General features: G+C 28.7%; 26 protein-coding genes. 16 read left to right on the forward strand and 10 right to left on the reverse strand.

Translation table 11 applies throughout. The features are described 5' to 3' along the window. The first annotated feature begins 5 nt into the window (after positions 1-5). On the forward strand, positions 6-566 hold the full coding sequence (locus tag B5L73_RS00515; protein ID WP_085146751.1) for a winged helix-turn-helix domain-containing protein: 561 nt from the start codon (positions 6-8) through the stop codon (positions 564-566). Positions 567-569: 3 nt separating this feature from the next. On the opposite strand, the gene B5L73_RS00520 is transcribed toward B5L73_RS00515, so the two are convergent. The 7 genes from B5L73_RS00520 to B5L73_RS00550 all read right to left on the reverse strand — a co-directional run bounded on the left by B5L73_RS00520 (position 570) and on the right by B5L73_RS00550 (position 7,623). After that, on the reverse strand, positions 570-1,496 hold the full coding sequence (locus B5L73_RS00520; protein WP_085146754.1) for an adenosine kinase: 927 nt from the start codon (positions 1,494-1,496) through the stop codon (positions 570-572). Beyond that, entirely contained in the window at positions 1,496-2,149 is a 654-nt protein-coding gene (gene nth / locus B5L73_RS00525) for an endonuclease III (RefSeq protein ID WP_085149545.1), read from the reverse strand. Before nth ends, B5L73_RS00520 begins: the two co-directional genes overlap by 1 nt. Further along, on the reverse strand, positions 2,149-2,931 hold the full coding sequence (dapB, locus tag B5L73_RS00530) for a 4-hydroxy-tetrahydrodipicolinate reductase (RefSeq protein ID WP_085146756.1): 783 nt from the start codon (positions 2,929-2,931) through the stop codon (positions 2,149-2,151). The genes nth and dapB overlap by 1 nt, the downstream gene beginning before the upstream one ends. After that, entirely contained in the window at positions 2,921-3,763 is an 843-nt protein-coding gene (locus B5L73_RS00535; RefSeq protein WP_085146758.1) for a sulfotransferase domain-containing protein, read from the reverse strand. The genes dapB and B5L73_RS00535 overlap by 11 nt, the downstream gene beginning before the upstream one ends. 71 nt (positions 3,764-3,834) lie before the next feature. Beyond that, positions 3,835-4,971: a molecular chaperone DnaJ gene (gene dnaJ / locus B5L73_RS00540; protein WP_085146760.1), complete on the reverse strand. Its 1,137-nt coding sequence runs from the start codon at positions 4,969-4,971 to the stop codon at positions 3,835-3,837. Positions 4,972-4,998: 27 nt separating this feature from the next. Then, entirely contained in the window at positions 4,999-6,924 is a 1,926-nt protein-coding gene (gene dnaK, locus B5L73_RS00545; RefSeq protein WP_085146762.1) for a molecular chaperone DnaK, read from the reverse strand. A gap of 60 nt (positions 6,925-6,984) precedes the next feature. Further along, positions 6,985-7,623 carry a nucleotide exchange factor GrpE gene (locus tag B5L73_RS00550; RefSeq protein ID WP_085146764.1) on the reverse strand — a complete coding sequence of 213 codons (639 nt, stop codon included), beginning with the start codon at positions 7,621-7,623 and terminating at the stop codon, positions 6,985-6,987. A gap of 36 nt (positions 7,624-7,659) precedes the next feature. On the opposite strand from B5L73_RS00550, the gene rdgB reads away from it, so the two are divergent. Beyond that, entirely contained in the window at positions 7,660-8,262 is a 603-nt protein-coding gene (gene rdgB, locus B5L73_RS00555) for an RdgB/HAM1 family non-canonical purine NTP pyrophosphatase (RefSeq protein ID WP_085146766.1), read from the forward strand. Here rdgB and B5L73_RS00560 read toward each other — a convergent pair. Continuing rightward, positions 8,246-9,403: an ABC transporter substrate-binding protein gene (locus tag B5L73_RS00560; protein WP_085146767.1), complete on the reverse strand. Its 1,158-nt coding sequence runs from the start codon at positions 9,401-9,403 to the stop codon at positions 8,246-8,248. The genes rdgB and B5L73_RS00560 overlap by 17 nt on opposite strands. Before the next feature lie 34 nt (positions 9,404-9,437). On the opposite strand from B5L73_RS00560, the gene rsmI reads away from it, so the two are divergent. Together rsmI and B5L73_RS00570 are read left to right on the forward strand one after the other, a co-directional pair. Then, positions 9,438-10,301 (forward strand): 16S rRNA (cytidine(1402)-2'-O)-methyltransferase, encoded by an 864-nt coding sequence (gene rsmI, locus B5L73_RS00565; protein ID WP_085146769.1) that lies wholly within the window; start codon positions 9,438-9,440, stop codon positions 10,299-10,301. Beyond that, positions 10,291-10,884 carry a BON domain-containing protein gene (locus tag B5L73_RS00570; RefSeq protein ID WP_085146771.1) on the forward strand — a complete coding sequence of 198 codons (594 nt, stop codon included), beginning with the start codon at positions 10,291-10,293 and terminating at the stop codon, positions 10,882-10,884. Before rsmI ends, B5L73_RS00570 begins: the two co-directional genes overlap by 11 nt. Here B5L73_RS00570 and B5L73_RS06530 read toward each other — a convergent pair. Beyond that, positions 10,881-13,166, reverse strand: a complete 2,286-nt coding sequence (locus tag B5L73_RS06530) for an NADP-dependent malic enzyme (protein WP_085146773.1) — start codon at positions 13,164-13,166, stop codon at positions 10,881-10,883. The genes B5L73_RS00570 and B5L73_RS06530 overlap by 4 nt on opposite strands. Before the next feature lie 50 nt (positions 13,167-13,216). Between B5L73_RS06530 and murJ the strand changes: the two genes are divergently transcribed. Genes murJ through B5L73_RS00595 form a run of 4 tightly spaced genes read left to right on the forward strand, consistent with a single transcriptional unit; the run spans position 13,217 to position 17,430 of the window. Further along, positions 13,217-14,746, forward strand: coding sequence for a murein biosynthesis integral membrane protein MurJ (gene murJ / locus B5L73_RS00580; RefSeq protein ID WP_085146775.1), 1,530 nt, complete (start codon positions 13,217-13,219; stop codon positions 14,744-14,746). Between the two features lie 3 nt (positions 14,747-14,749). Then, a complete protein-coding gene (trpS, locus tag B5L73_RS00585) occupies positions 14,750-15,751 on the forward strand; it encodes a tryptophan--tRNA ligase (protein WP_085146777.1) in 1,002 nt (333 codons plus the stop codon). Positions 15,752-15,804: 53 nt separating this feature from the next. Further along, positions 15,805-16,344 (forward strand): NifU family protein, encoded by a 540-nt coding sequence (locus B5L73_RS00590; protein WP_085146779.1) that lies wholly within the window; start codon positions 15,805-15,807, stop codon positions 16,342-16,344. Positions 16,345-16,347: 3 nt separating this feature from the next. Beyond that, positions 16,348-17,430 (forward strand): glucosaminidase domain-containing protein, encoded by a 1,083-nt coding sequence (locus tag B5L73_RS00595; RefSeq protein ID WP_085146781.1) that lies wholly within the window; start codon positions 16,348-16,350, stop codon positions 17,428-17,430. A 6-nt stretch (positions 17,431-17,436) separates the two neighbouring features. On the opposite strand, the gene B5L73_RS00600 is transcribed toward B5L73_RS00595, so the two are convergent. Further along, complete coding sequence (locus B5L73_RS00600; RefSeq protein ID WP_232309663.1) at positions 17,437-18,489, reverse strand: polysaccharide deacetylase family protein; 1,053 nt, start codon at positions 18,487-18,489, stop codon at positions 17,437-17,439. Here B5L73_RS00600 and B5L73_RS00605 point away from each other — a divergent pair. From B5L73_RS00605 to nusA, 8 genes are all read left to right on the forward strand, one after another. Beyond that, positions 18,482-18,820: a peptidase M22 gene (locus tag B5L73_RS00605; protein ID WP_232309664.1), complete on the forward strand. Its 339-nt coding sequence runs from the start codon at positions 18,482-18,484 to the stop codon at positions 18,818-18,820. The genes B5L73_RS00600 and B5L73_RS00605 overlap by 8 nt on opposite strands. Before the next feature lie 8 nt (positions 18,821-18,828). Beyond that, positions 18,829-19,269: a Fur family transcriptional regulator gene (locus B5L73_RS00610; RefSeq protein WP_085146785.1), complete on the forward strand. Its 441-nt coding sequence runs from the start codon at positions 18,829-18,831 to the stop codon at positions 19,267-19,269. Further along, positions 19,270-20,598, forward strand: a complete 1,329-nt coding sequence (gene miaB / locus B5L73_RS00615) for a tRNA (N6-isopentenyl adenosine(37)-C2)-methylthiotransferase MiaB (RefSeq protein ID WP_085146787.1) — start codon at positions 19,270-19,272, stop codon at positions 20,596-20,598. A 2-nt stretch (positions 20,599-20,600) separates the two neighbouring features. Next, positions 20,601-21,596, forward strand: coding sequence for a PhoH family protein (locus B5L73_RS00620; protein ID WP_085146789.1), 996 nt, complete (start codon positions 20,601-20,603; stop codon positions 21,594-21,596). Further along, positions 21,589-22,056: an rRNA maturation RNase YbeY gene (ybeY, locus tag B5L73_RS00625; RefSeq protein WP_085146791.1), complete on the forward strand. Its 468-nt coding sequence runs from the start codon at positions 21,589-21,591 to the stop codon at positions 22,054-22,056. Before B5L73_RS00620 ends, ybeY begins: the two co-directional genes overlap by 8 nt. A 1-nt stretch (position 22,057) precedes the next feature. After that, a complete protein-coding gene (lnt, locus tag B5L73_RS00630; RefSeq protein ID WP_085146793.1) occupies positions 22,058-23,602 on the forward strand; it encodes an apolipoprotein N-acyltransferase in 1,545 nt (514 codons plus the stop codon). Next, positions 23,595-24,764, forward strand: coding sequence for a methionine adenosyltransferase (metK, locus tag B5L73_RS00635; protein WP_085146795.1), 1,170 nt, complete (start codon positions 23,595-23,597; stop codon positions 24,762-24,764). Before lnt ends, metK begins: the two co-directional genes overlap by 8 nt. Positions 24,765-24,863: 99 nt before the next feature. After that, complete coding sequence (gene nusA / locus B5L73_RS00640; RefSeq protein WP_232309665.1) at positions 24,864-26,417, forward strand: transcription termination factor NusA; 1,554 nt, start codon at positions 24,864-24,866, stop codon at positions 26,415-26,417. Positions 26,418-26,426: the final 9 nt, after the last annotated feature.

A 26,426-nucleotide genomic window follows, 5' to 3' on the forward strand; every position in this document is an offset into this window, starting at 1 on the left:
AAAAAATGAACTCTCGAATTTTAATAATATATGAATATCAAATTTTATACCAAATATTAAATGAAATCAGCGAAGGCTTAAATTTTGAGATTACTCAATTTAACAGTAAGGATTTAAAAGATCTAAAGTATGATCCCAAAAATAACTATTTGATTATTTCAAAAAAAAAAATTGAAGGAATTAAGAATAGTTTAATCTTGGAAAATATACCAATTAAATTCGAAAAGCTTATTGAAATGATTAATATAAATTTTTTAAAAAATAAATTTTCAGATCAATCATATATAAATATTGGTGAATATAATCTAGATTTAAACTCTAGAAAAATTTCTCATGGAAATAAAAGTTTAAATTTAACAGAAAGAGAAACAAATTTAATAATCTTTATCAAAGACAAAAAAAATGTAACGATTAAAGAATTGCAAAAAATGGTCTGGGATTATTCACCAGATCTAGAAACACATACTGTTGAAACACATATTTACAGATTAAGGAAAAAAATGAAAGAAACTTTTGGAAATGAAAATTTTATCTTAAATACTAGTAATGGTTATTCGATAGATTAGTTATTAAATTCTCGCACCTATTTTTTGAATAATCTTTGAGGATAATTCCGTTCCTTTGATCAAACACTCTTTAACATTTAATTGGTTAATTACACCATGAAGATATCCTGCAGCAAATAAATCCCCAGCTCCAGTTAAATCTTTTATATTTAAATTAAATTGGGCATTTACCTCCACAACTTGATCCTTGTTTATTGAAACTGCACCTTTTTCACCCCTAGTAATTATCATATTTTTTTTAATTTCTTTTGAGAATGATACGGCTTCCTCAAATGTTTTTGCGTCAATTAAAGATAATATTTCTTGTTCGTTTGCAAAAATAATATCCAATTTATTTTTAACTAATTCCAAAAAATGTGGCTTATGTCTTTCTACACAAAAAAGATCTGATAGTGACATAGCAGCTTTTTTTGAATGAACGATAGCTTTATCAAAAGCTTTCTTTGGATCACCTTCATCCCATAAATAACCTTCCAAAAAAACCATCTCTGAATTTTTTACATCTTCTTCTTTAATATCATTATCATTAATCTTACCAGCGGTACCAAGAAATGTGCACATTGTTCTTTCAGAGTCAGGTGTTATTAAAATTAAACAAGATCCAGTAGGTATTTCTTCTTGTTTTTTTTTATATAAATATTTTACTTTTTCTTTTTTTAAACCATTTTCATATTTTTGACCAAGTTCGTCGTCGCTAACTTTTCCAATAAATCCCACTTGATTTCCTAATTGAGATAAGCCAACTATTGAATTAGCAACAGATCCGCCTGAAATAGTTTCCTCAATTTTTAGTGATGTAAGTAATTTTTTAAATTCTCCTTCATCTATTAACTTCATAGTGCTCTTTGTTAATGAATGTTCTAATAAAAATTCATCTGATACTTTACAGAGCACATCAACAATAGCATTTCCAATTCCTAATATTTTCATTAAGGTTTTTTTGCAAAAAATGGTTTTTTTCGATTAGGATAGCAAGAAGTACAAATTTTACAACTTAATCCATAACAATCTCTTGCCTTACAATATTCTCTACCGTAATAAATTATTTGTAAATGTAATTTGTTCCAATATTTTTTAGGAAACAATCTTTTTAAATCATTTTCTGTTTGAACAACATTTTTTCCATTTGTTAACCCCCATCTCTGGGCTAATCTATGGATGTGGGTATCAATAGGAAAAGCAGGATGACCAAAACCTTGGGACATCACTACGCTAGCAGTTTTATGTCCTACGCCTGGTAATTTTTCAAGTTCCTCAAAAGTTTTGGGTACCTTGCCCTTATAATCTCTGACCAGTATTTTTGACAAATTGTAAATACTCTTTGCTTTAATCCTAAAAATACCGATTTTTTTAATTAAAGTTTCTATTTTTTTTCTTCCTAATTTAACAAAGTGTTCTGGTTTATGATATTTTGGATAAATATTTTTAGTCACATTATTTACATTTACATCTGTACATTGAGCAGAAAGAAGAACAGATATTAAAAGAGTGAATACATTCCGACTTTTGAGTGGAACTTTTATACTTGGATATGTTTTATTTAGTATCTTAAGTATTATTTTTGCTCTTTGAATTTCATTCATTATTTGAAATTCATTAAGTCTCTCATTGAATATAAACCAGGTTTTTTTCTTATTAACCAACTAGCAGCTGTTAGCGCACCTTCAGAGTAAAGTGCTCTATCAAATGCTTCATGATTAAGTCTTATTATCTCTTTTCCACTGGAAAATAAAACCTCATGTTCACCAATAATTTTACCTTTTCTAACTGAATTAAAATTTATTCTTTTTCCATAAGGAAATTTCTTTTTATTAAGATATTTTTTACCCATAATTCCATAGAAATTTTTGTTTTTTCCTATTGCGATGCCCTGACCTAACATTAATGCTGTACCAGAAGGATGATCTTTTTTAAATTTATGATGAGCTTCAAAAACTTTACTTAGAAAATTATTACCTAGAGATTTTGATGCAATCTCAGTTAAATACATCAAAAGATTAATGCCAAGACTCATATTTCCAGCTTTGAGAATTGGAATTTTTTTTGAAATTTTTTTTATTATATTTTCCTCTTTTAAAGAAAAACCTGTAGTCCCAATTATCACTCTTTTTTTTTGTTTGGCAGCAATATTAAGAACTTCAAGTGTACATTTTGGAATTGTGAAATCTATTATAACGTCACTTTTCTTAAAGGCTTCAGAACTATTTAATTTTGGTAAAATACCAATGATTTTTTTTCTTTGTAACTTATTTTCTGTGAGACTGTTAATTTTAAATCTTTTATCTTTACTTGCAGATTTGATTAATTGCTGTCCCATTCTACCCAGACATCCTGTAATTGTTAAATTTATTTTTTTAGTTTTCATATTGAAAGAATTTTAAATCATCTCGGTAATATTCATTCATTTTTTTTATCATGTTTTCATCAAGATTTTTCTTCCAGTCATTTTCTGGCCCTTGATAAAAGAATTTAATTTTTCTATTGTCTTTTAAAGAATATACGTTTTCACCAAACTTACCCGCATTTTCTATGTTTTGTAAACTTTTAAAGTTAGTCGTATCAACAGCATTATTAAGTTTTTTTTGATCAATTTTATTATCAAATCTCATTAAGGTATTAACAAAAACAACTAGTTTTTCAAAAGTTTGAGTTGGATTTTTAACCATATCCTCGTATCTAATTGTAACTCTTCTAAAAGACTTATTACTTAGCCAAGATCGGTAGTTAATTCTCCAAGAGTTGACAATATTTGTTTTTGCATAGTTTTTTAGATGTGGATAGTCTTCTAATACTTTATTTTCATCTTGCATAAACTTGAGTGCTTGGTCATATGAGCCAAAATCATTATGATTTTTTACTGAAGTGATTACATTTCTTGGATCTCTAATGACATAAATAACTCCCAAGGTGTATTCTGGCTTTGTAAAGTCGTTTCCAAAAGCAGTAATTAAAGAATTGTGCGTTTTTAAAAACTTCACTTTTTTTTGGTCACGAATATCTTTTTGTGAAGTTTCCCAGTGTTTATGAATTTCACCTTGTTTGACCTTTTCTTTAAAAAATTGTTTATTTGGATAATCTTCTATTAAATTTAGTTTATTAATATCAAAAATTCCGTTTTCGCAAAAATAATAAGCCGTTATAAAAGATCTAACCCAAGTATTTCCACTTTTTGGATATGAGGCAATCCAGATAATCATATTTATTTATTAAACTAGGTATTAATTATTTCAACTTAAATTTTTTTTTTGATGAACTAAAGTTGAATTTATTAACTTTTCCAAAAATCTTTTGCTTTTTGAAAAAATTTTTTGATACTTGGATTAGATTTATCGTTTTCTATTTCCCTGAATTTTTCTAAAAGACTTCTTTGTTCTTTGTTTAAATATACTGGAACTTCAGTTTTAATTTGCACATACAAATCCCCAAAATCTCCTCTACGCATAAAAGGCATTCCTTTGCCTTTCAACCTAAATTGTTTACCATCTTGAGTTCCATCAGGTATTTTTATTTTTGCTTTTTTACCATCTATTGTTGGTATTTCTATTGTTGTACCAAGTGCTGCATCTGCTATTGAAATTGGAAATTCAAAGAATAAGTTTACATCTGATCTTTTAAATAACTCGTGAGATTTTACATTAATAAATAAATATAAATCACCACTAGCACCCCCTCTAGTTCCTGCTTCACCTTTCCCAGCAAGTCTAATTCTTGTTCCATCATCAACCCCTTTTGGTATTGTGACAGATACTTTTTTTGAGGTTTGAGTATTTCCTTGTCCATTACAGTCTGAGCAAGGATTGGTTATTTCCTCTCCGCTTCCAGCACATTGAGGACAGGTTTGTTGAACTGTAAAAAAACCTTGATTAGATCTAACTCTACCGTTTCCTCCACAGTAAGTACATCTGTCAGGGCTAGATCCAGGCTTAGATCCATTTCCCTTACATGTGTTACATTTTTCCGACGTCGAAAATTGTATATTTTGCTTTTTTCCCGCGTAAGCTTCTTCTAAAGTAATCGATAAATCATATCTTAGATCTGAGCCTCTATTATTTGAGTTTCTTCCTCTAGAACTTCTTCTTCCACCACCAAAGTCGCCAAAAAAATCCTCAAATATGTCTGAAAAATCTGCACCACTAAAACCCCCAAAACCTCCAAATCCACTTTGTCCACCGCCACCATTTTCAAAGGCAGCATGACCAAAATTATCGTAATTTTCTTTTTTAGATTTATCGGATAGAATGCCGTAGGCTTCACTTGCTTCTTTAAATTTTTCCTCAGCTCCCTTGTCGCCTGGATTTTTATCTGGATGATATTTTACAGCTAACTTTCTATATGCAGATTTTAACTCTTCAGGGGATGCGCTTTTATTTACGCCGAGGACGTCATAATAATCTCTTTTTGCCATTTAATACCCCGGACAGATAAATGTATGTTAAGCGCTCTTTTCTTTATTCTCGTCTTTTACTTCCTCAAAATCAGCATCAACAACATTATCATCTTTTTTTCCTTTATCATCTTTACCATCATCTTTATTAGAATCTGGTTTTGTATTTTGTTGTGATTTATATATTGCCTCTCCAAGTTTCATCGAAGCTTGAACTAATGCCTCAGTTTTCTTCTTGATATCGTCTGTGTTTTCACCTTTAAGAGCTTCTTTCAGTTGACTTGAAGCATCTTCAATAGCTTTTTTGTCAGCTTCAGATACCTTAGAACCGTGTTCTTTAAGATTTTTGTCCGTAGAGTGTATTAAGGTGTCTGCTTGATTTCTAACATCTACCGACTCTCTTTTCTTTTTGTCAGCATCTTTATTGGCTTCAGCATCTTTTACCATTTTTTCAATTTCTTCATCACTTAAACCACCTGAAGCTTGAATTTGAATTTTCTGTTCTTTACCAGTACCCTTGTCTTTTGCTGAAACATTAACAATACCATTTGCATCGATATCAAATGTAACTTCAATTTGAGGAACACCTCTAGGAGCTGGCGCAATTCCAACAAGCTCAAAGTTTCCTAAAATTTTATTATCAGCCGCCATCTCTCTTTCACCTTGTAATACCCTAATAGAAACAGCAGGTTGATTATCTTCAGCAGTTGAAAATACTTGGCTTTTTTTTGTAGGTATTGTTGTATTTTTTTCAATTAACTTTGTAGACACTCCACCTAAAGTTTCAATTCCAAGAGAGAGAGGTGTTACATCTAATAATAATACATCTTTCACATCTCCTTGAAGAACACCTGCTTGAATTGCAGCACCCATAGCCACAACTTCGTCAGGGTTAACACTTTTATTGGGTTCTTTTCCAAAGAAATTCTTAACTTCCTCAATTACTTTTGGCATTCTTGTCATTCCACCAACCATTACAACTTCGTCAATTTCATTTGCTGTGATACCAGCATCTTTTAATGCTGTTTTACAAGGTGGCATTGTTCTTGCTATAAGATCTTCAACTAGTGCTTCTAATTTTGCTCTTGTAAGTTTTAAATTGATATGTTTTGGACCTGTTTTGTCAGCCGTGATAAACGGTAAATTTATATCAGTTTGTTCAGCTGAAGATAATTCAATTTTAGCTTTCTCAGCGGCTTCTTTTAATCTTTGAAGAGCAAGCTTATCTGATTTTAAATCTATCCCATTATCTTTTTTAAACTCCGCAATTAAATATTCCACTACAGAATTATCAAAATCTTCACCACCTAAAAATGTGTCTCCGTTAGTTGATTTAACTTCAAAAACTCCATCACCAAGTTCAAGTATCGAAACATCAAATGTTCCGCCACCTAGGTCATAAACTGCAATTTTTTTATTTTGTTTTTTATCTAAACCATAAGCTAATGATGCAGCAGTTGGTTCATTTATAATTCTTAAAACTTCTAGACCTGCAATTTTACCAGCATCTTTTGTTGCTTGCCTTTGAGCGTCATTAAAGTAGGCAGGCACAGTAATCACAGCTTTTGTAACAGCTTGGCCTAAATATTTTTCTGCTGTTTCTTTCATTTTTTGTAAAATAAAAGCTGAAATTTGAGATGGAGAGTATTTTTCTCCTTTAGACTCTATCCACGCATCTCCTTTTTCTGAATTAACAATCTTGAATGGAGCTGCTTCTATATCTTTTTTAACAGTTGGGTCATCAAAGTTTCTTCCAATTAATCTTTTAACTGCAAAAATAGTATTTTCAGGATTAGTTACAGCTTGTCTCTTAGCTGGCTGTCCTATTAATTTTTCTTTTTCCTCAGTAAAGGCTACAACAGATGGTGTTGTCCTTGCACCTTCTGCATTTTCTAAAACTTTTGCTTGGCTACCTTCCATTATAGCTACACAAGAGTTAGTAGTTCCTAAATCTATTCCAATAATTTTACTCATAATTATTAATTCTCCTCGTCATATAAGTGTTATTTTCAATTCTACAAGCTGTTCTAATCATTATTTGGTCTCCGAATTCTCTTTAGTTTCCTCTGTTTTAGCTGTTTTTTTTTGAGTTTTCTTAGCTACGCCAACTAAAGAGGGTCTTAGTAATCGATCTTTAATTGTGAAACCTTTTTGAATTTCTTGAATTATAGTTCCTGGCTCTTTTGTATCATCCTCAATTTCCATCATTGCTTGATGAAAGTTTGGATCTAATTTTTTATTTAAACTATCAATCTGCTTAATGTCATTTTTGTTAAATATGGATATTAAATCTTTATGAATTATATCAAAATGATCTAAAGTTTTTTTAAGTGCTTCAGAGTCTTTCAACTTCTCATCACTCTCTAAAATATTTTTTGATCTTTCAAGATTATCTATAAGGCTAAGCGCTTCTTTAGCAAATGAAAAACCACCGTACTCAAAAGCATCCTCCTTCTCTTTCTCAAACCTTCTTCTTTGATTTTCCATTTCAGCAAATGTTCTAGCTAATTTATCTTCGAGCTCTAAAATCTTTTCTTCTGGTGTTAATTCTTTTTTTTCATCTTCCTCTTTTTTGTTATGATCATTCGTTTGATCCTGAGGTTTAGGAGATTGATTATTTTCCTCTTTAGCTAGATTTTCTTTTTTAATATTTTCTTTTTGATCTTTTTCCATAGATGCTTATATGGTAAGAAATTTAGGAATTTCTAGATGTTAAAAAAAAAAATATCAAAAATTTTAATTGGCACAAATAACAAAGGAAAACTTAAAGAAATTAAGGGTTTACTGCCAAAATCAATTAAAATTTTTTCTACATCAGATTTTAAGCTTAAAAGCCCCGCTGAAAATGGAAAAACATTTAAAGAAAACTCAATAATTAAATCTAAGTATTTCTCAAAAAAATCTAATTTAGTTTGTATTGCTGATGACTCTGGTCTTGAAATAGATTGCTTGAATAAAAAACCTGGAATTTTTTCAGCCAGATGGGCGGGATCTAAAGGAGATTTTAGCAAAGCAATTAAAAGAGTGTACAGAGAATTAAGTAAGAAAGATAAAGATTGGAAAGCTAAAAGGATCAAAGCAAGATTTGTTTGCGCATTGTCGATTTGTTATCTAGACAAAACAATTGCAAGTGTAGTTGGAAAAATTGATGGTTATATTTCAAATAAAATTAGAGGCAAAAATGGTTTTGGATATGATCCAATTTTTATTCCCAAAAAAAAGAAACAAACTTTTGGTGAAATGAAGTTATCTAGTAAATATAAAATTGACCATAGATCAATTGCATTTAAAAAAATTAAAAAATTTCTTTAAGTTTACCATCATTAATTTCATAAAAATTTAATTGATGGTTAATCTTATTATCTTTAATTTCAAAAACTCCTATTTTTCCTTTAAATGTATTTTGAGTTTTGAATGATTTGCTTATTTCTAAAGTTTCATTTTTTAATGATAGGTAATATATTAATCCTATTAAATCATAGCTCAGTAAAGATAGATAACTTGGTTTATAATTAAATTTTTTAAAAAATTTATTAGTAAAATCATCTAAATTTTGTTTGTTAATAGAGGGATAATAAATTGGTTGTAAATTTTTTTCTTTTAGTAAACTTTCATCAAACCACTGATTTAAGGTAATTATAAATTTATTTTTTGGTGATACATCTGTATATAGCAATGAAGTGACAACGCTTTTTAAACTTTCATCAAAATCTGCAATTATAATAGAATCAAACTTTACTTTTCCAAGAGTGTATTTTTTTTCAAGATTTTCTATAATCTTTTCTTTATTTGGTTCATCGGATTTTTCAACCCTTAATATTTCATCTAATAAGTTTTGTTTTCTTATTCCATAGTTTGTGATTTTTTCTATTTGTTTTGTTAACTTAGTAGGGTCAATATCATAGTTGTATCGTTTAAAAAATTTTATCTTAGACTCTCTAATTCCTTTTTTTATCTCTAAGTCATAATTTAAATTTGGAATTAAAAAAATTGTTTTTTTTATCTCACTTTTCTCTAAAAATTTTTTAATAGTTTTTAATTGTGAAGAAGAGTTTATTCCGCTGCTAATCACATTTTGATGAAGATCTAAAGTTTTGTTTGTTAAAGATAAAAAAGTAATACTTTTTACTTTATTTAAAAATAATATATTTCTATGAAAAACTGGACCTATTACCAGTGATATACCCATTTTCTCAAATTCTAAAGCTGAGCGTAATGTTATTTCAGGATCCGATCTGGTGTCTTTAGGATATATCTCTATATTATTATTTTTTATATCTATTAAAGCCATCCTTATTGAATTAAGTATTTGCTTTCCTAAAGACGCATTTTCTCCTGATAGTGGTGCTAATACCCCAATCTTAATTTTTGTTTCTTCAGAATATGAAATAGATGTTCCAAATAATAAAACCAAAAAAAATACAGAAAAAAGAATTTTTAAAAATTTATTCATTTAATGATTTATACAATTTTAGTATTGTATAATTATGACTGTAAATCTTAAATTTGAAAACAAACAAATTAAAAAAGGTCTATATATAATACCCACTCCAATTGGAAATTTAGGAGATATTACTTATCGAGCAATAGAAATTTTAAAAAAGTCCGATTTTATTCTATGTGAAGATACTCGAATTTCGAGAAAATTGATGGAAAGGTTCGGTGTTAAATCAAAATTGTTACCCAATCACAAATTTAATGAAAAGAAAAATTTACCTCAAATTATTAATCATTTGAGAAATGATAAAATTGTCTCTCTGATATCTGATGCTGGCACTCCAGGAATATCCGATCCAGGAGCCATATTAGTAAGACAATGTGTTAAAGAAAGAATTGATATTTATCCATTACCAGGACCTTCAGCGGTCAGTACAGCTATATCAATTAGTGGTTTTTCTGAAAAATATTTTTTTTATGGTTTTTTTCCATCAAAATTGAAAGAAATTAAAAATGATCTTAAATCTTTATCACAACTAGACACCAGTATTGTTTTTTTTATTTCATCAAGAAAAATAAATAAAGCTATTCCATTTATTAAAGCTAGTTTTTCAGAGAGAGATATTTTGATTTGTAGAGAAATGACTAAATTTTACGAAGAATATTTGAGATATAAGGTGGATGATCTAAAGACTTTCGATGAAGATTTAAAAGGTGAGCTAACTATTGTGATATCTGAAAGAAAAAAGGTAAAAAAAGATTCTCTTTTGTTAAGTGAATCAGATAAGAACAATATAAAAGGAATGATTAATAAACTAAGCATAAAAGAAATTGTAAATGTAATTTCTCAAAACAGCAACGTTCCTAAAAAAAAAATTTACAATTTTTGTCTTAAAATAAAAAATGAAGTTTAAAATTTCAATATTATTGTTGATTACTTTTTTTTTATCAGGATGTGTTGGTGTTTCCTCAAAGGGAATTTTTGGTACTGGAGTATCAGTTGCTTTAGATCCTCGATCTTTAGGAACACAAATTGACGACTCTATAATGCAAAAAAATTTATCAGCAAGATTAATAATAATGGATAAAAAATATTTTTTATCAATAAAATCAAAAGTTCTTGATGGAAGAATATTTTTAACCGGTAAAGTTGATGACCCTGAAGAAAAACTTCAAATAACAAAATTGGCCTGGGAAACAGAGGGAGTCAGGTCCGTGAGAAATGATATAAAAATTAAGGAGAAATTTAACTTTCAACAATCTGCAAAAGACATTTTGATTACGTCCCAACTAAGGACAGCTTTAATTTTGAATAAAGAAATAAAAGCAACAAATTACCAGATAGATACCTATAAAAAAAAAATATATATTTACGGTATAGCTTTAACATCTGATGAAAAAGAATTAGTAGTAAATGAGGCTAAAGAAATCTTAGATGTTGAAGATGTAATAGCAAGTATTTTAATTGTTGATGATTTAAGAATTCAAAAAAATTAATCTTTTTTATAATCAATTACATCTGAAGAATATGCTGCAATAGATGCTAGATTAATAATTTCCGATGTTGAAGTTCTTAAAGGAGCAATCTCTATTGGAAGGCCCAAACCAATTAACAAAGGTCCAATAACTTTTGCTCTACTCATTGATTTTATCATTTTGTATGAAATGGCTGCACTATGCTGGCTAGGCATTATCAAGACATTTGAGTTTCCTACAATTTCTGAAAATGGATAAAGTTCTTTATATAATTCTTCCAGCGCAACGTCTGGCTGCATTTCTCCATCAAATTTAAAATCAACTTTATCTTTCTTTAAAATTTCAACTGCATCGCTTAGCCTTTTTGTTCTGTCAGTAGCTGGCTCTCCAAAAGTAGAATGAGATAAGAAAGCGATTTTCGGATCAAATCCAAATAATCTAACCACTCTAGCAGCTGATTTAGCCATTTCTGCTAATTGATTTGCATCAGGATATTCAATGACAGAGGTATCACATATAAAAATTGTTTTTCCTCTATTAACTATCAAGTTAAGACCGAACATAATTTCCCCAGCTCTAGGATCTACAACTTGAGTTATCTTTTCTAGTGATGAAGAATATCTTCTAGTATTTCCAGTCACCATTGCATCAGCATCCTTACATGCTACCATACAAGATGACCAAACAACTCTATCATTTCTTACTAAACGATCACAATCACGCTCTAGCATACCTTTGTTTCTTTGAAGTTTTTCAAAAAGATATTTTGTATACTTCTCTCTTTTCTTATCATCTTTTGAATTAATAATTTCTATGTCAAAATTTTCGCTGTAACCTATCTTTTTAAGTTGATCTTTAATCAAATCTTCTTTGCCGACTAAAATTGGTATTCCTAAGTTTGAGTTTTTAAATGCTATTGCTGCTTTAAGCATATTTTCATCCTCACCATCCGCAAAGATTACTTTTTTTGGTTTTTTCCTTATATAAGTATTTACTCCCTGCATGATCGTAACTGTTGGGTCTAATCTTTGTCTTAATTGATCTTTGTAGTCATCAAAATCTTTTATATTAATTCTAGCAACACCAGTATCTATCGCTGCTTTAGCTACAGCAGCTGGAATTACGCTTATTAGTCTTGGGTCAAATGTTGAGGGAATTATATAATCTTTTCCATAATGTGGTCTTTCACCTCCCATCGCAGCAACAACCTCATCTGGGACCTCTTCTTTTGCTAGGTTAGCGATCGCGTGAGCTGCAGCAATTTTCATCTCCTCGTTTATAGTTTTGGATCTTACATCTAATGCACCTCTAAAAATGTAAGGAAAGCCAATCAAATTATTTACCTGGTTTGGATAGTCTGATCTTCCAGTAGCCATGATGACATCATTTCTTACCTCTGCAACTTCCTCTGGTTTGATTTCTGGATCAGGATTTGCACATGCAAATATGATAGGATTTTTCGCCATTGTTTTAACCATATCTTTTGTCAAAGCACCTTTTGCTGATAAACCCAAAAAAACATCTGCATTATTTATTGCATCTTTTAAAGTTCGATGTTTGGTTTCAATAGCATGGGCTGATTTCCACTGGTTTAAATTTTCTCTTCCACTGTAAATCACCCCCGTTCTATCAACCATGGTAATATTTTTTTGAGGAACACCAGTTTTTTTAAATAAATTTGCACATGCCATTGCTGATGCTCCTGCACCATTTACAACTATTTTTACTTCGTCAATTTTTTTTTTGGTAATATCAAGTGCATTAATTAATGCAGCTGTAGTTATAATCGCTGTACCATGTTGATCGTCATGAAAGACAGGGATATCTAAAATTTCTTTTAGTTTTTCCTCGATAACAAAACAATCGGGAGCTGCAATGTCCTCTAAGTTAATGCCCCCAAAACTTGGAGCAAAATTTTTAATACTATTGATTATCTCGTTATGATCTTGTGAATCAATTTCAAGATCTATTGAGTCGATATCAGCAAACCTTTTAAATAATACTGCTTTTCCTTCCATAACAGGTTTTGAGGCTAAGGCTCCTAAGTTACCCATACCTAAAATTGCGGTACCATTACTTATTACTGCAACAAGGTTTCCTTTACTTGTGTAATCAAACGCAGTTTCTGGGTTTTCACTTATGGCTTTTACTGGTGCCGCTACCCCTGGCGAATAAGCTAAAGCGAGGTCTCTTTTTGTAGTCATGTTTTTTGAGGATGAGATTTCAATCTTCCCTGGCTTATTATGACGGTGATAATCTAAAGCTTCTTTATCTGTATAATGATCAATTTTAGTTTTTTTCATTTAGCTTAATTAGGTGTACAAATGAGGTAAATTTAAGACTAATATGATTTATGAATTTAGTTAAGTCAACAGGGACTTTTGGTTTCTATACTATTATCAGCAGATTACTTGGATATTTGAGAGATGTTTTAATAGCAATTTTTCTTGGAACAAGTTTTTTGGCGGATGCTTTTTTTGTAGCATTTAGAATACCGAACACTTTTAGAAGACTTTTTGCTGAGGGAACTTTCAACTCAGCTTTTGTGCCTAGCTACATGTCTGAACTAGTTAAAAATAAATCAAGATCAAATAAATTTGCCAACGATGTCTTTAATTTATTATTCTTAGTTTTATTTTTTTTAGTTCTCATAATTGAAATTTTCATGCCAATTTTTGTAGGATTAATAGCCCCAGGCTTCGTTGAAGATATTAAAAAATTTGAATTAGCAACTACTTTAACAAGAATTACCTTCCCTTTTTTATTATTCGTAAGTTTATCCTCTTTTTTTGGTGCAATTTTGAATTCACATAATAAATTTGCTGCTGCTTCAGCAGCGCCAATTGTATTAAATTTAGTTTTAATATTCATTTTATTATTTGGAAGATATTTAGGTGATGAATTAATTTATTATCTTTCTTATGGAATTTCTTTGGCCGGATTATTGCAATTAATTTTTTTATATAGATTTGTAAAAAAATATTATGTTATAGATTTTGATCTTAAATTTAAAATTACTAATAAAGTAAAAATTTTTTTTAAAAAATTATTACCTAGTATTTTTTCTTCAGGAGTTACCCAAATAAATATTTTGGTTGGAACAATTATAGCTTCATTCCAGGCAAGTGCTGTATCATACTTATATTATGCAGATAGGATATATCAGATTAATTTAGCTATAGCCGGAATAGCCATTGGCATTGTTGTTTTACCTCAGCTTTCAAAGCATGTTCATCAAAAAAAAAAGAAAAAAATATTATTAATTCAAAATAAAGCATTAGAGCTAAGTATGTTTTTAAGCATACCTGCATCTGTAGCGTTGGTTATAGGATCTGAACAAATAATCTCAGCTCTATTTGGATATGGTTCTTTTACAATGGAATCTGTTCTCAATGCATCAAAAGCACTTTATTATTTTGGTCTAGGACTCCCAGCATTCGCATTAATAAAAGTTTTTTCGACATTTTTTTTTGCAAATCAAGATACTAAAACTCCATTTTATATTTCCTTAGTTTCTGTTTTGCTAAATATTTTAATAAGTGTTTACTTTTTTAAAGATATTGGTTTTATAATAATTCCTATAGCAACGACCATATCTTCATGGTTTAATTCTTTAATATTATTTATTTATTTAAAAAATAATAACTTATTTGAATTTAACAAAACTTTTTTTAAACAATTTGTTAAGATAATTTTTGCATCAATTATAATGGGTATTTTCTTTCAATACTTGATCTTATTATTTGAAAATCAATTGAGTTATGCCTATTTCTTCAAGTCTGCTTATTTATTATTATGTGTTTTATTCACAATAATTTTTTATTTCGCAGTGTCATATTTTATCAAAGCTTTTAATTACCAAGATATTAAATTAAAGTATTAGAATATGAAAAAAAAAATTTTCTCCGGTGTTCAACCTACGGGAAATCTTCATTTAGGAAATTATTTAGGAGCCATAAAAAACTTTGTTGATTTAAATAACGATATTCAAAATGAGTGTATCTTTTGTGTAGTTGACCTTCATGCAATAACAGTAAGCCAAAATCCAAAAGATTTAAAATCAAATATACATGAGACAGTAGCTACATTTGTTGCTAGTGGAATAGATCCTAAAAAAAGTATAATTTTTAATCAATCTCAAGTGAGCGCTCACTCAGAGGCAGCGTGGATTTTAAGCTGTGTTGCCAGAATGGGATGGCTAAATAGGATGACTCAATTTAAGGAAAAAGCTGGCAAGGATAAAGAAAAAGCAAGTATCGGTCTTTATTCGTATCCTGTTTTAATGGCAGCTGATATTTTATTATATGACTCAACTCATGTACCCGTTGGAGATGACCAAAAACAACACTTGGAGTTATGTCGTGATATAGCTCAAAAATTTAACAATGATTATAAAATCGAAAATTTTTTTATAGTCCCTGAACCTTTAATTAAAAAAGAATTTTCTAGAATTATGAGTTTAAAGGATGGTCTTAAAAAGATGAGTAAATCAGAGGTATCAGACTTGAGTAGAATAAACTTAACTGATGATAAAGATCAAATAATAAATAAAATTAAAAAAGCAAAAACTGATACTTTACCTTTACCTAGTAAAATTGAAGAGTTAGACAAAAGACCTGAGGCTAAAAATTTAATTGGTATTTATTCAAGTTTGATGAATAATACACTCCAAAAAACGATTGATGAATTTGCTGGAAAAAATTTTTCAGAATTTAAAGAAAAATTATCAGAAATAGTTGTTAATGAAATTAATCCAATCTCATTAAAAATTAAAGAGCTATTAGATGATAAAGTTTTTTTAGAAAAAATACTTAAAGATGGATACGAGAAAGCTAATGAAATTGCCTCAAAAAAAATAAAAAAAATTCATGAAATCGTAGGTTTTTGAGGATATTTTCATAAAGCGGTACCATTTTTAAAAATATTGCTTATATATAATTTATGTTTGTTCAGACTGAGATTACACCAAATCCTAATTCTTTAAAATTTATACCAGGCAAGGTTGTTTCAAGTGCAGGATCATTTGAAGTAAATAAAAATGACAATGTAAATAATGAGCTAATTAGAAATATTCTTTCAGTAAATGGTGTAGAGGGAATTTTTTTAAGTAAAGATTTCATTTCAGTTAATAAACGTGATGAAAATTCTTGGGACGATATCAAGCATATAGTGGTTTCACATATTAATGAATTTTATGCATCAGGAAAAGAATATGTCATAAATAAAGATCTAAACGAACAAAATGATAGTTTTGATGAAATTGAGAAAAGAATAATCCAATTACTTGAGGAGAAAATTCGTCCAGCAATTGCAAGAGACGGAGGAGATATTAAATTTAAAGAGTTTAAAGATGGAGTTGTTAAAGTTCAATTACAAGGGAGCTGTTCTGGATGTCCTAGTTCAACAATGACTTTAAAACAAGGTGTTCAAAATCTCTTATGTCATTATTTGCCAGAGGTTAAAAAAGTTGAAGCTGTTTAATATATGAGAAAAATCTTTAAAAAAAATAGAATAAAACCATTTAGAGTTTTTGATGAAAATAACCTAAGTTCGCTACCAAGAATTATTCTAAGTAGTGTACTTGTTATCTTATTTTTTTATTCTTTGCCGATTATTGTTAATTTTACCAGCAATAAAATTGAAAGTTCGGCTGGAATTCAAAATAATTCAAAAGCAATACTTGCATACACTCTTAATAAAAAATCCTCAAATTCATCAAATTCCCAAACACTTAATGAGGATGATCTATTAATCGATATTTATAGTTTAAATGATCAAGAAACAGATACAGTAAGATTAGATGCTTCAACGATTAAACAACTTTTTGAAGATACAGATTATAAGCTTGATGATGTAAGAAAAAAAAAATTAGTCAAGCCTATAGCTTTAACTTTACTTCCTGCTGAAATAAAAATGATCGAAAGCGTTAAAAAGAGGAAAGAGTTTTTTATACAAATAGTATTACCACTAATTTTAGAGGAAAATAAAAATATTAAATTAGATAGAAAAAGATTATTTAGTATAATTAATAAGAATAATAACTCGAGCTCAGAGAAAAGATGGTTAGAAAAAAAATATAAACAATATGGTATACCCTCAAAAGATTTATCAATATTAAAAAGAAGAATGGATATAGTTCCAGTTTCATTAGCACTTGCTCAAGCTGCTAAGGAAACAGGATGGGGAACTTCAAGATTTGCTCAACAAGGAAATGCATTATTTGGTCAATGGACTTGGTCAGGCGAGGGATTAAAACCAAAAGATGCTGAAAAAAGTGAAGGCCACAAGGTGATGAAATTTAATGTTTTGCAAGCATCTGTAAGAGCTTATCAGAGAAATATAAATACTCATTCCAGTTATGAAGATTTTAGATTAGCCAGAGCTAAATTAAGAGATTTAGGACAACCACTGGACAGCATGATTTTGTCAAGTTATTTGGATAAATATGCTGAAACAGGAAATGAGTATGTGAAAGTTTTACAAAAGATTATTCAACAAAATAATTTAAAAGATTTTGATGATGCAAAATTGTTACCCTCAAGTATTGAGTTAGAAAGTTTAATTTAAAATTTATTATCTAATAATAAACTGTGTACCAAACCATCTCCATTTACCATTATCATTTACAGAACAATTAATACGACCTCTTCTTGGCAAGAATGGTTCCCTAAATTTTATTGTAAGCTCTTTTTCAACAAGTTTAATATTTGATTTCATCCATTTATCTCCTTCATTTGAGTAGCAATTAATATTTTCAATATTTTTTTGATCATCAAAAAAATTAACTTTAAATTTAGGTGGATTATTTTCTTTTGATAATTTTTTTTCCACAGGCTCCAATTTTTTATATTCGAGTGGATAATAATTTATTATCGATTTAAATCTTTTAATTTCTCCGTATTTTTCATTAATTGGAAACCTCGGAAGTTCAAATTTATTTTTATTTACGTCGATAATTCCCGAATGTTGTCCAAATGCAATTTTGAAATTTTGAGATATATAATCTCTCATAAATCCTGAATATTCTCCAAATGGGTAAGAAAATAAAGTCGGTACATATCCTAATTTTTCTTTAAAAATAAGATTTGATGTTTTTATATCATTTAAAAAAATCTCCTGTGATTTATCGATTAAATAATCATGGGAGTGCGAGTGGTGTCCAATAACACCAAATTCACTACGTTCAATTTCTTTAATTTGATCCCAATTCATGTATCCATTATTTCCAACAGGTTCAGTAGAGACAAATAATACAAATGGAATTTTATTTTTTTTCAAGTAAGGCCAGGCATTATCGTAAAAGGATTGAAATGCATCATCAATAGTAAGTAGAATCTTTTTTTCTTTTTTTGGAATATCAAACTCATTTTCAAAATCTTTTGGATGATAAAAGTTTAAATTAGCATCTAAAATAAGTTCGACATGTTTCTTGAAAATATCCATTGATATATTAGTTGATGGATATTTAAACTCATTAAATCGATGATACATAATTGACAATACACCCTCATCATTAGAAAAATATTTAATATTTTCTTGTGCGTTTGAGTTAAAAGTCAATATAATTAAAAAAATGAATAAATTAATTATAGATGCTGCAAAGGATAATATTTTTTTTATGATCATTAATAATAATAATTATAGTGTTACTCATGAAAATAGCAAAAATAATTATGAAAAACTGTTTGTTTTACTCACTGATTTTTTAAAAAATAATAATTTAGAGATTAGTGATATTGGATTAATTTATATAAATAGAGGCCCTGGTAGTTTTGCAGGTATCAGAAATTCTTTATCGACAATTAAAGCAATTCATATGATTAAAAAAATTGATTATTATTGTTTTAGTTTTGAGGACTTTGAGAATGAAACGAATATAAAGTATGAAAATATACCGCATCTTTGCAGTAAATTTAGCCTCAAAAAAAATTTGATTAAACCTTATTATATAAGTTAAAATTAGGTATGACAGACACTGCAGATACAATTGAACAAAAGTGTTTAGCTAAAGGTGTTAAACTAACAGAACAAAGAAAAATTATTGCAAAAATAATTTCGGAGTCAAAGTCAGAGTATGGAGAGTCAGATCATCCTGATGTAGATGAACTTTATAGTCGTGTTTCGAAAGTTGATCCAAAAATAAGTATAGCTACAGTTTATAGAACAGTAAAACTATTCGAAGAGGCTGGTATCTTAACAAAACACGATTTTAAAGGTGGAAAGGCAAGATATGAAGCAATGATCGAGAGCCATCATGATCATTTGATAGATATCAAAACAGGTGAGATTATAGAATTTGTTGATGATGAGATTGAGAAACTTCAAAAAAAAGTTGCTGAAAAATATGGTTATAAATTAGTAGATCATAAATTAGAATTATATGGGGTTAAAAAAAAGCCTCAATAAATGAGTCAAAAAATTTTCATTAAAACTTTTGGATGTCAAATGAATGAGTATGACTCTAATAGAATATTAGATACTGTTAAAAAAATTGGTTATGAAAAGACAGAAAAATACGAGGATGCTAATTGTTATTTGTTAAACACATGTCATATAAGGGATAAAGCTAAAGAAAAAGTCTATTCTGAAATAGGTAGAGTAAAAAAAATTTTTAGATTTAAAAAAAAACCTTTAGTTATTATTGTAGGATGCGTTGCTCAAGCAGAAAATCAAGAAATGCTAAAAAGAGAGCCTTTCATTGATTTGGTAATAGGTCCTCAAGCTTACCATAAAATTAATGATACAATTTTAAATTATGTTGAAAAAAAAAGGAAACTTGAAGAAACAGAGTTTGATGCGGTTACAAAATTTGAATACTTGAGTAAAATAAAAACTAAAGTAGAAAAAGTTTCATCTTTTTTAACAATTCAAGAAGGCTGTGATAAGTTTTGTCATTTTTGTGTAGTTCCTTACACTAGAGGACCAGAGTATTCAAGGCCACCTAGTCAAATTTTGGACGAAGCAAAATATTTAGCAGACAACGGTGTAAGAGAAATAACTTTGTTAGGCCAAAATGTTAATGCTTATGAAAGTAATGGGTTTCGTTTATCAGATTTAATATTAAGTATTGAAAAATTAAATGAAATTAAAAGAGTAAGATACACAACATCTCATCCAAAGGATATGACCAATGACCTGATTGAAGTTTATAAAAGTTCAAATAAACTTATGCCACTTGTACATTTACCAGTGCAAAGTGGATCGAATAGAATATTAAAATTGATGAATAGAAATCATACTATTGAGAATTACATCGAGACATTTAATAAGCTTAAAGAAATTAATTCAAAAATAGAATTTTCAAGTGATTTTATAATTGCTTACCCTGGGGAAGAAAATCAGGACTTTGAAGATACTTTAAATCTTATAAAAAAAGTAAAGTTTATAAACTCTTACTCGTATATTTTTAGCCCTAGACCTGGAACTGTTTCAGAAAATCTAAATTTAATTGATAAAAAAACTTCATTTGAAAGGTTAGAAATAATTCAAAATGAATTGTTTGAAAATCAGATCCAAAAAAACAAGTCTTTAGAAAACAGTATTGTGGAAGTATTAGTTGAAAATTTCACAGAAGATAAAACTAAAACATTTGGAAGATCTAAGCACATGACATCAGTAATCTTTGATGGTAAGAAAAGTGATATTGGAAAAATTGTGCAAGTAAAAATTAGTAAAAGTAACAGAAGTACTTTATTTGGTGAAATTGTAGATAATTCTAATCAGAAAGTTGCATAAATTTGAGCGGAATAACAAAAAAAAATATTGATCAGGCAATAAAGTTTGTTTACTCGGATAATAACTCTTTAAGTGTAATATTTCATGATAACGATTTGTTAATGGGTATTGCTGGGGAATTTAATAAAAATTTACAGGAACTTGAGAAAATCACAAAATGTAGTTTGTACTCAAGAGGAAATTCTATTCTTATAAAATCGGACCCTGAAACAAATGAAAAAGTAAAGAATGCGATCCAATTTTTAGTTAATCAATTTATTAATAATGGTAATATCGAAAATAAAGATATACTTTCTTCGGTAGACAAATTTATGATTAATGAAAAAATAAAAAACAATAATGTAACTGATATAATTAAAACTCCTAAAAAATCAATAATTCCTAGATCAGAGAAACAAAAGAATTATGTTAGAGCTTTAAGACAAAGTGATATTGTAATTTCTGCTGGACCAGCAGGAACAGGTAAAACGTTTTTAGCTGTTGCAGTTGGTTTGACTATGCTTTTGGAGAAAAAAATTGAAAGAATAATTTTATCAAGACCTGCTGTTGAAGCTGGAGAGCGTTTAGGATTCTTGCCTGGTGATATGAAAGAGAAAGTAGACCCTTATTTAAGACCGTTATATGACTCTTTATATGACTTGTTTGATTTCGAAAAAATCCAAAGAATGATTGAAATTGGAGATATAGAAATAGCACCATTAGCTTTTATGAGAGGTCGAACTCTTAAAAATTCCTTTGCAATTTTAGATGAAGCACAAAATGCAACCGATACTCAGATCAAAATGTTTCTTACTCGTATTGGTGAAAATTCAAAAATTGTAGTTAACGGAGATCCAACCCAAATTGATCTACCTAACAAAAATATGTCGGGACTGGTAAGATCAAAAGAATTACTTGGACATTTAAAAGAGATATCAATAGTTGATTTTGATCACTCAGATGTTGTTAGACATCCACTTGTATCAAAAATAGTAAAAGCATATTCAAATAATGATTAAAGTTAGTGTCTTCTCTGAAGAGAAGGCTTGGTCAAAAAGACTGAAAAATAAAGATATTTTTTTCAAAAAAATATGTAGGGCTTTTCCAAAGAAATACCAATTTTCAAACAAAAAAGTATTATTTAGCTTACTACTTTCTAATAATAAAAATATTAAAAAATTAAATAAAAATTTTAGAAATAAAAATAAATCTACCGATATTTTATCTTTTCCATTCAATAAAAAAATTAAACTTCCAAAAAATAAAAATATGTATTTGGGAGATATTATAATTAGTTATAATTATTTAGATAAGCCTAAATCTCAGGATTTAGAGTTATTTAAACAAAAAACCATTAAAATTTTTATTCATGGTTTTCTTCACCTTTTAGGATTTGACCACAAAAAGAATAAAGATTATTTTAAAATGTTAAGAGAAGAAAACTTTATATATAAGCATGTAAAATCTAAAATAAATTAATTTGAAAAAAAAACTTTTTATTGAATCAATTATTTTAATTTTACTAGGTTCCTTTTCGTCATTAAGCTTACCTCCATTTAATTATATACTAATTAATTTTTTAACTTTTAGTTTACTCTATATTCTTTTGATAAAAATCTTTGAGGTAAGTAAAAATAAAAAGTTATTTTTCCTCTATGGTTGGTTATTTGGACTTGGATATTTTACAAGTAATCTTTACTGGATTTCGATATCATTAACTTTTGATGAAAGTTTTAAGTTTTTGATCCCTTTTAGTATAGTTTTAGTCCCAGCTTTTTTAGCTTTATTTTATGGTTTAGCTTCATTTTTATTTTTAATCCTTAAGCCAAAGAAAAATTTAAGCTCTTTTTTTCTTTTTTCTTTAATATTTGGAACAATTGAATTCATAAGAGGAACTATTTTGACTGGGTTTCCATGGAATTTAATTGCTTATAGTTTTTCTAATTATATTGAAATTTTAAGTATTAACTCGATTATTGGCACTTATAGTTTTAATCTTTTTTGTATCTCTCTTTTTACTAGTACTTCATTTTTAATTTTAAGAGATAACAAAAAAGAAATTATTGTTTGTATTTTATTTTTCATAATAACTTTATCTTTTTATTTCTTTGGATCTCAACGATTAGAAAATTTCAATAATATTAAGGCTAATAAATTAGATTACAAACTAAGAGTTATAAGCTCAAATGTTAGTATTGATAGATTTTATAACGATACCGATCCTATTTCAGTAATCAATGATCTCATTAAAATCAGTTCTCCACAAAAAAATAAAAAAACGATTTTTATTTGGCCTGAGGGTATATTGCCAGACATTTCAAAAAACCAACTAAGGGAATATAAATTTTTATTTGAGAATGAATTTAATCAAAATCATATACTATCAATTGGGATCAATGATATCAAAAAAGAAGGTCAAATTATTAGATATTATAATTCATTAACAATTTATAATCACAATTTTGAAATATTAAATTCATACAACAAAGTTAATCTAGTTCCCTTTGGTGAGTTTTTACCCTTTGAAAAAATGCTGAGCCTTATAGGATTAAAGACTATTACTAATAATTATCAATCTTATTCAAAAGGAGAAAAAAGAAATATTATAGAAGTTAATAACACTAATTTTTCGGTAAGACTATTACCACTTATTTGTTATGAAATAATTTATAGCGGAAATATTTTTAATAATAGAGATTTTGATTTTATTGTAAATATTTCCGAAGATGGTTGGTTTGGTCAGTCTATAGGTCCCCATCAACATTTTGTGCATAGTATTTATAGAGCCATTGAAAGTGGCAAATATGTTTTAAGATCTGCTAATAACGGAATAGCCGCAATAGTTAATCCCTTGGGAGTTGTTGAAAAACAAGTCGATTTAAATCAATCCGGTTTTGCTGATTTATCTCAAACAAAAAAAATAGAGCCAACAATATTTTCAAAATATGGAAATAAAATTTTTGCAATAGTAATTTTATTGTATATTTTTTTAATATTTTCATTTAATAGAATTGGAAATGAGTGATTCAAAAAACTATCTTTTTACTAGCGAATCTGTTTCTGAAGGACACCCAGATAAAGTATCTGATAGAATTTCAGATATGGTTGTTGATACTTATATATCTGGAGATCCGTATTCTAGAGTAGCCTGTGAAACGTTAACCACTACTAATAAAGTTGTTTTAGCAGGTGAGGTTAGAGGACCAGAAATTAAAAAAGATGAATTAATTGAAAAAGTTAGAGCCTGTATTAAAGATATTGGTTATGACCAAGAGGGGTTTACCTGGAGAGAAGCAACTAAAATTGAAAGTCATTTACATTCTCAATCTGCTGATATTGCCATGGGTGTTGACTCGAGCGGAAATAAAGATGAGGGAGCTGGAGACCAGGGTATTATGTTTGGTTATGCGTGTGATGAAACTGAAGAATTAATGCCAGCACCAATTCATTATTCTCACAAGATTTTAAGATTAATGGCTGAGGATAGAAAATCAGGAAAACTAAAAAATATTGAACCAGATTCTAAGAGTCAAGTAACATTTGAATATGTTGATGGCAAACCCTCAAAAGTAAAATCAGTTGTTATTTCTTCTCAACATTCAGCTGATATAAATCAATCACAAGTTAGAGATTTACTTAGACCTTATTTATTAAAATCTATACCTGAAAATTTTCTTAATGATTTTAATGAGGATGAGTTTTATGTTAATCCAACAGGTAATTTTGTTATTGGTGGCCCAGATGGTGATTGTGGTTTAACAGGTAGAAAAATTATAGTTGATACATATGGTGGGGCAGCACCTCATGGTGGTGGTGCTTTTTCTGGAAAAGATCCAACAAAAGTTGATAGATCAGCCGCTTATGCAGCAAGATATATTGCAAAAAATATTGTTGCATCAAAAATTGCAGATAAATGTTTGATTCAGCTTGCTTATGCAATTGGAGTATCGAAACCTTTGTCCATTTATGTAAACTTGTTTGATAACAGTTTAGAAAAAAATAATTTTGTTGTGAGAAAAATTAAGGAGAGTTTTGATTTAAGTCCTAGAGGTATTAGAGAGATGTTAAATCTTAACAAACCCATTTACGAAAAAACTTCTGCTTACGGTCATTTTGGTAGAGCACCAGAAAGTAATGGCTCATTTTCTTGGGAAAAAACAGATAAAACAAGCATTTTTTCAAAATAGTTTTTGTTGAATTAAAAAAAAACTTTACTATATTCCTCTTACATTATTGATCTTTACAAAATGGGCTCATGCCCATTTTTTTTTGGAGTAAACAAAAATATGTTAAATAAAAGAGCTGATAAACTTGAATTATTAAGGATTGCAGAAGCTGTTGCATTAGAGAAGTCGATTGATAAAGAACTTATTATTAGTTCAATGGAGATTGGAATTGCTAAAGCTGCAAAATCTAAATTTGGTCAAGAAAATGAGATAAAAGTCTTGATCGATAGAGATAGTGGCAACATAGAAATTTTTAGAAAATTAATAATTACAGAAAATCCAGAAAATTCTAATACTGAAATAAAACTTGAAGATGCAGTAAACCTAAGTGATAGTAACAAAGGTAAATCAGTTGGAGATGAAATATTACAACCACTACCCTCATTTGATTTTGGTCGTATAGCAGCTCAAATAGCAAAGCAGGTAATTAGCTCAAATGTTAGAGATGCTGAGCGTGACAGGCAATTTAATGAATTTATAGATAAAAAGGATAGTATATTAAGTGGAATAGTAAAAAGATTGGAATTTGGCAATGTTATAGTCGATTTAGGAAGAACAGAAGCTATTATTCAAAAAAGTGAGCTCATTCCAAGAGAAATCATTAAAGCTGGAGATAGAGTAAAAGCATATTGTTTCGATGTAAGAAGAGAACAACGTGGACAACAAATATTTTTATCTAGAGCACACCCAAAGTTCATGGAAAAATTATTTATACAAGAAGTCCCAGAAATATATGATGGACTTATAGAGATAAAATCATCTTCAAGAGATCCAGGAAGTAGAGCAAAAATCTGCGTAAAAGCAGTTGATACCTCGTTAGATCCTGTTGGAGCATGTGTAGGAATGAGAGGTTCAAGAGTGCAAGCAGTAGTCAATGAACTTCAAGGTGAAAAAATTGATATTGTGAATTGGTCTGAAGATCCAGCAATTTTAGTCTCAAATGCACTTTCCCCAGCTGATGTAATTAGAGTCAACGTTGATACAGAAAGGAAAAAACTAGATGTTATATTGACTGAAGAAAATTTAAGTAAAGCCATTGGAAGAAGAGGTCAAAATGTTCGTTTGGCAACAAAACTTTTAAATTACGAAATTAATATAATGACTGATCAAGAGGACTCAGAGAAAAGGCAGATTGAGTTTAAAGAAAAAACTGAAAATTTTGTTAAAAATCTTGAGTTAGATGAAACTTTAGGACAATTACTTGTTGCTGAAGGTTTTTCAACAATTGATGATATTAAAGATAGTTCAACTGAAAACTTACTCAAGATAGAAGGTATTGAGGAAGACACAGCAAAAGCACTAATTGAGAGAGCTAAAGAATTTTATGAGAGAGATCAAGAAGATATCTCAAAAAGAATAAAAGAACTTGGTCTTGAGGAGTCTTTAATAAACTTAAAGGGCATGACACCTGGAATGCTAGTTACATTAGGTGAAAAGAAAATATTAACTTTAGAGAATTTTGCTGATTTAGCTTCTGACGAATTAACTGGTGGATATGATATTGTTAGGGGTTCAAAAGTAAAAATAGAGGGTTATCTTGAGGACTTTGCATTATCAAAAGAGGAAGCTGATAATTTAATAATGTCTGCTAGAGAAATAGCCTATAAAGATTGAGTAATGACT

Origin of the sequence: Candidatus Pelagibacter sp. RS39 (assembly GCF_002101315.1) — a bacterium.
Classification (GTDB): Bacteria; Pseudomonadota; Alphaproteobacteria; order Pelagibacterales; family Pelagibacteraceae; genus Pelagibacter.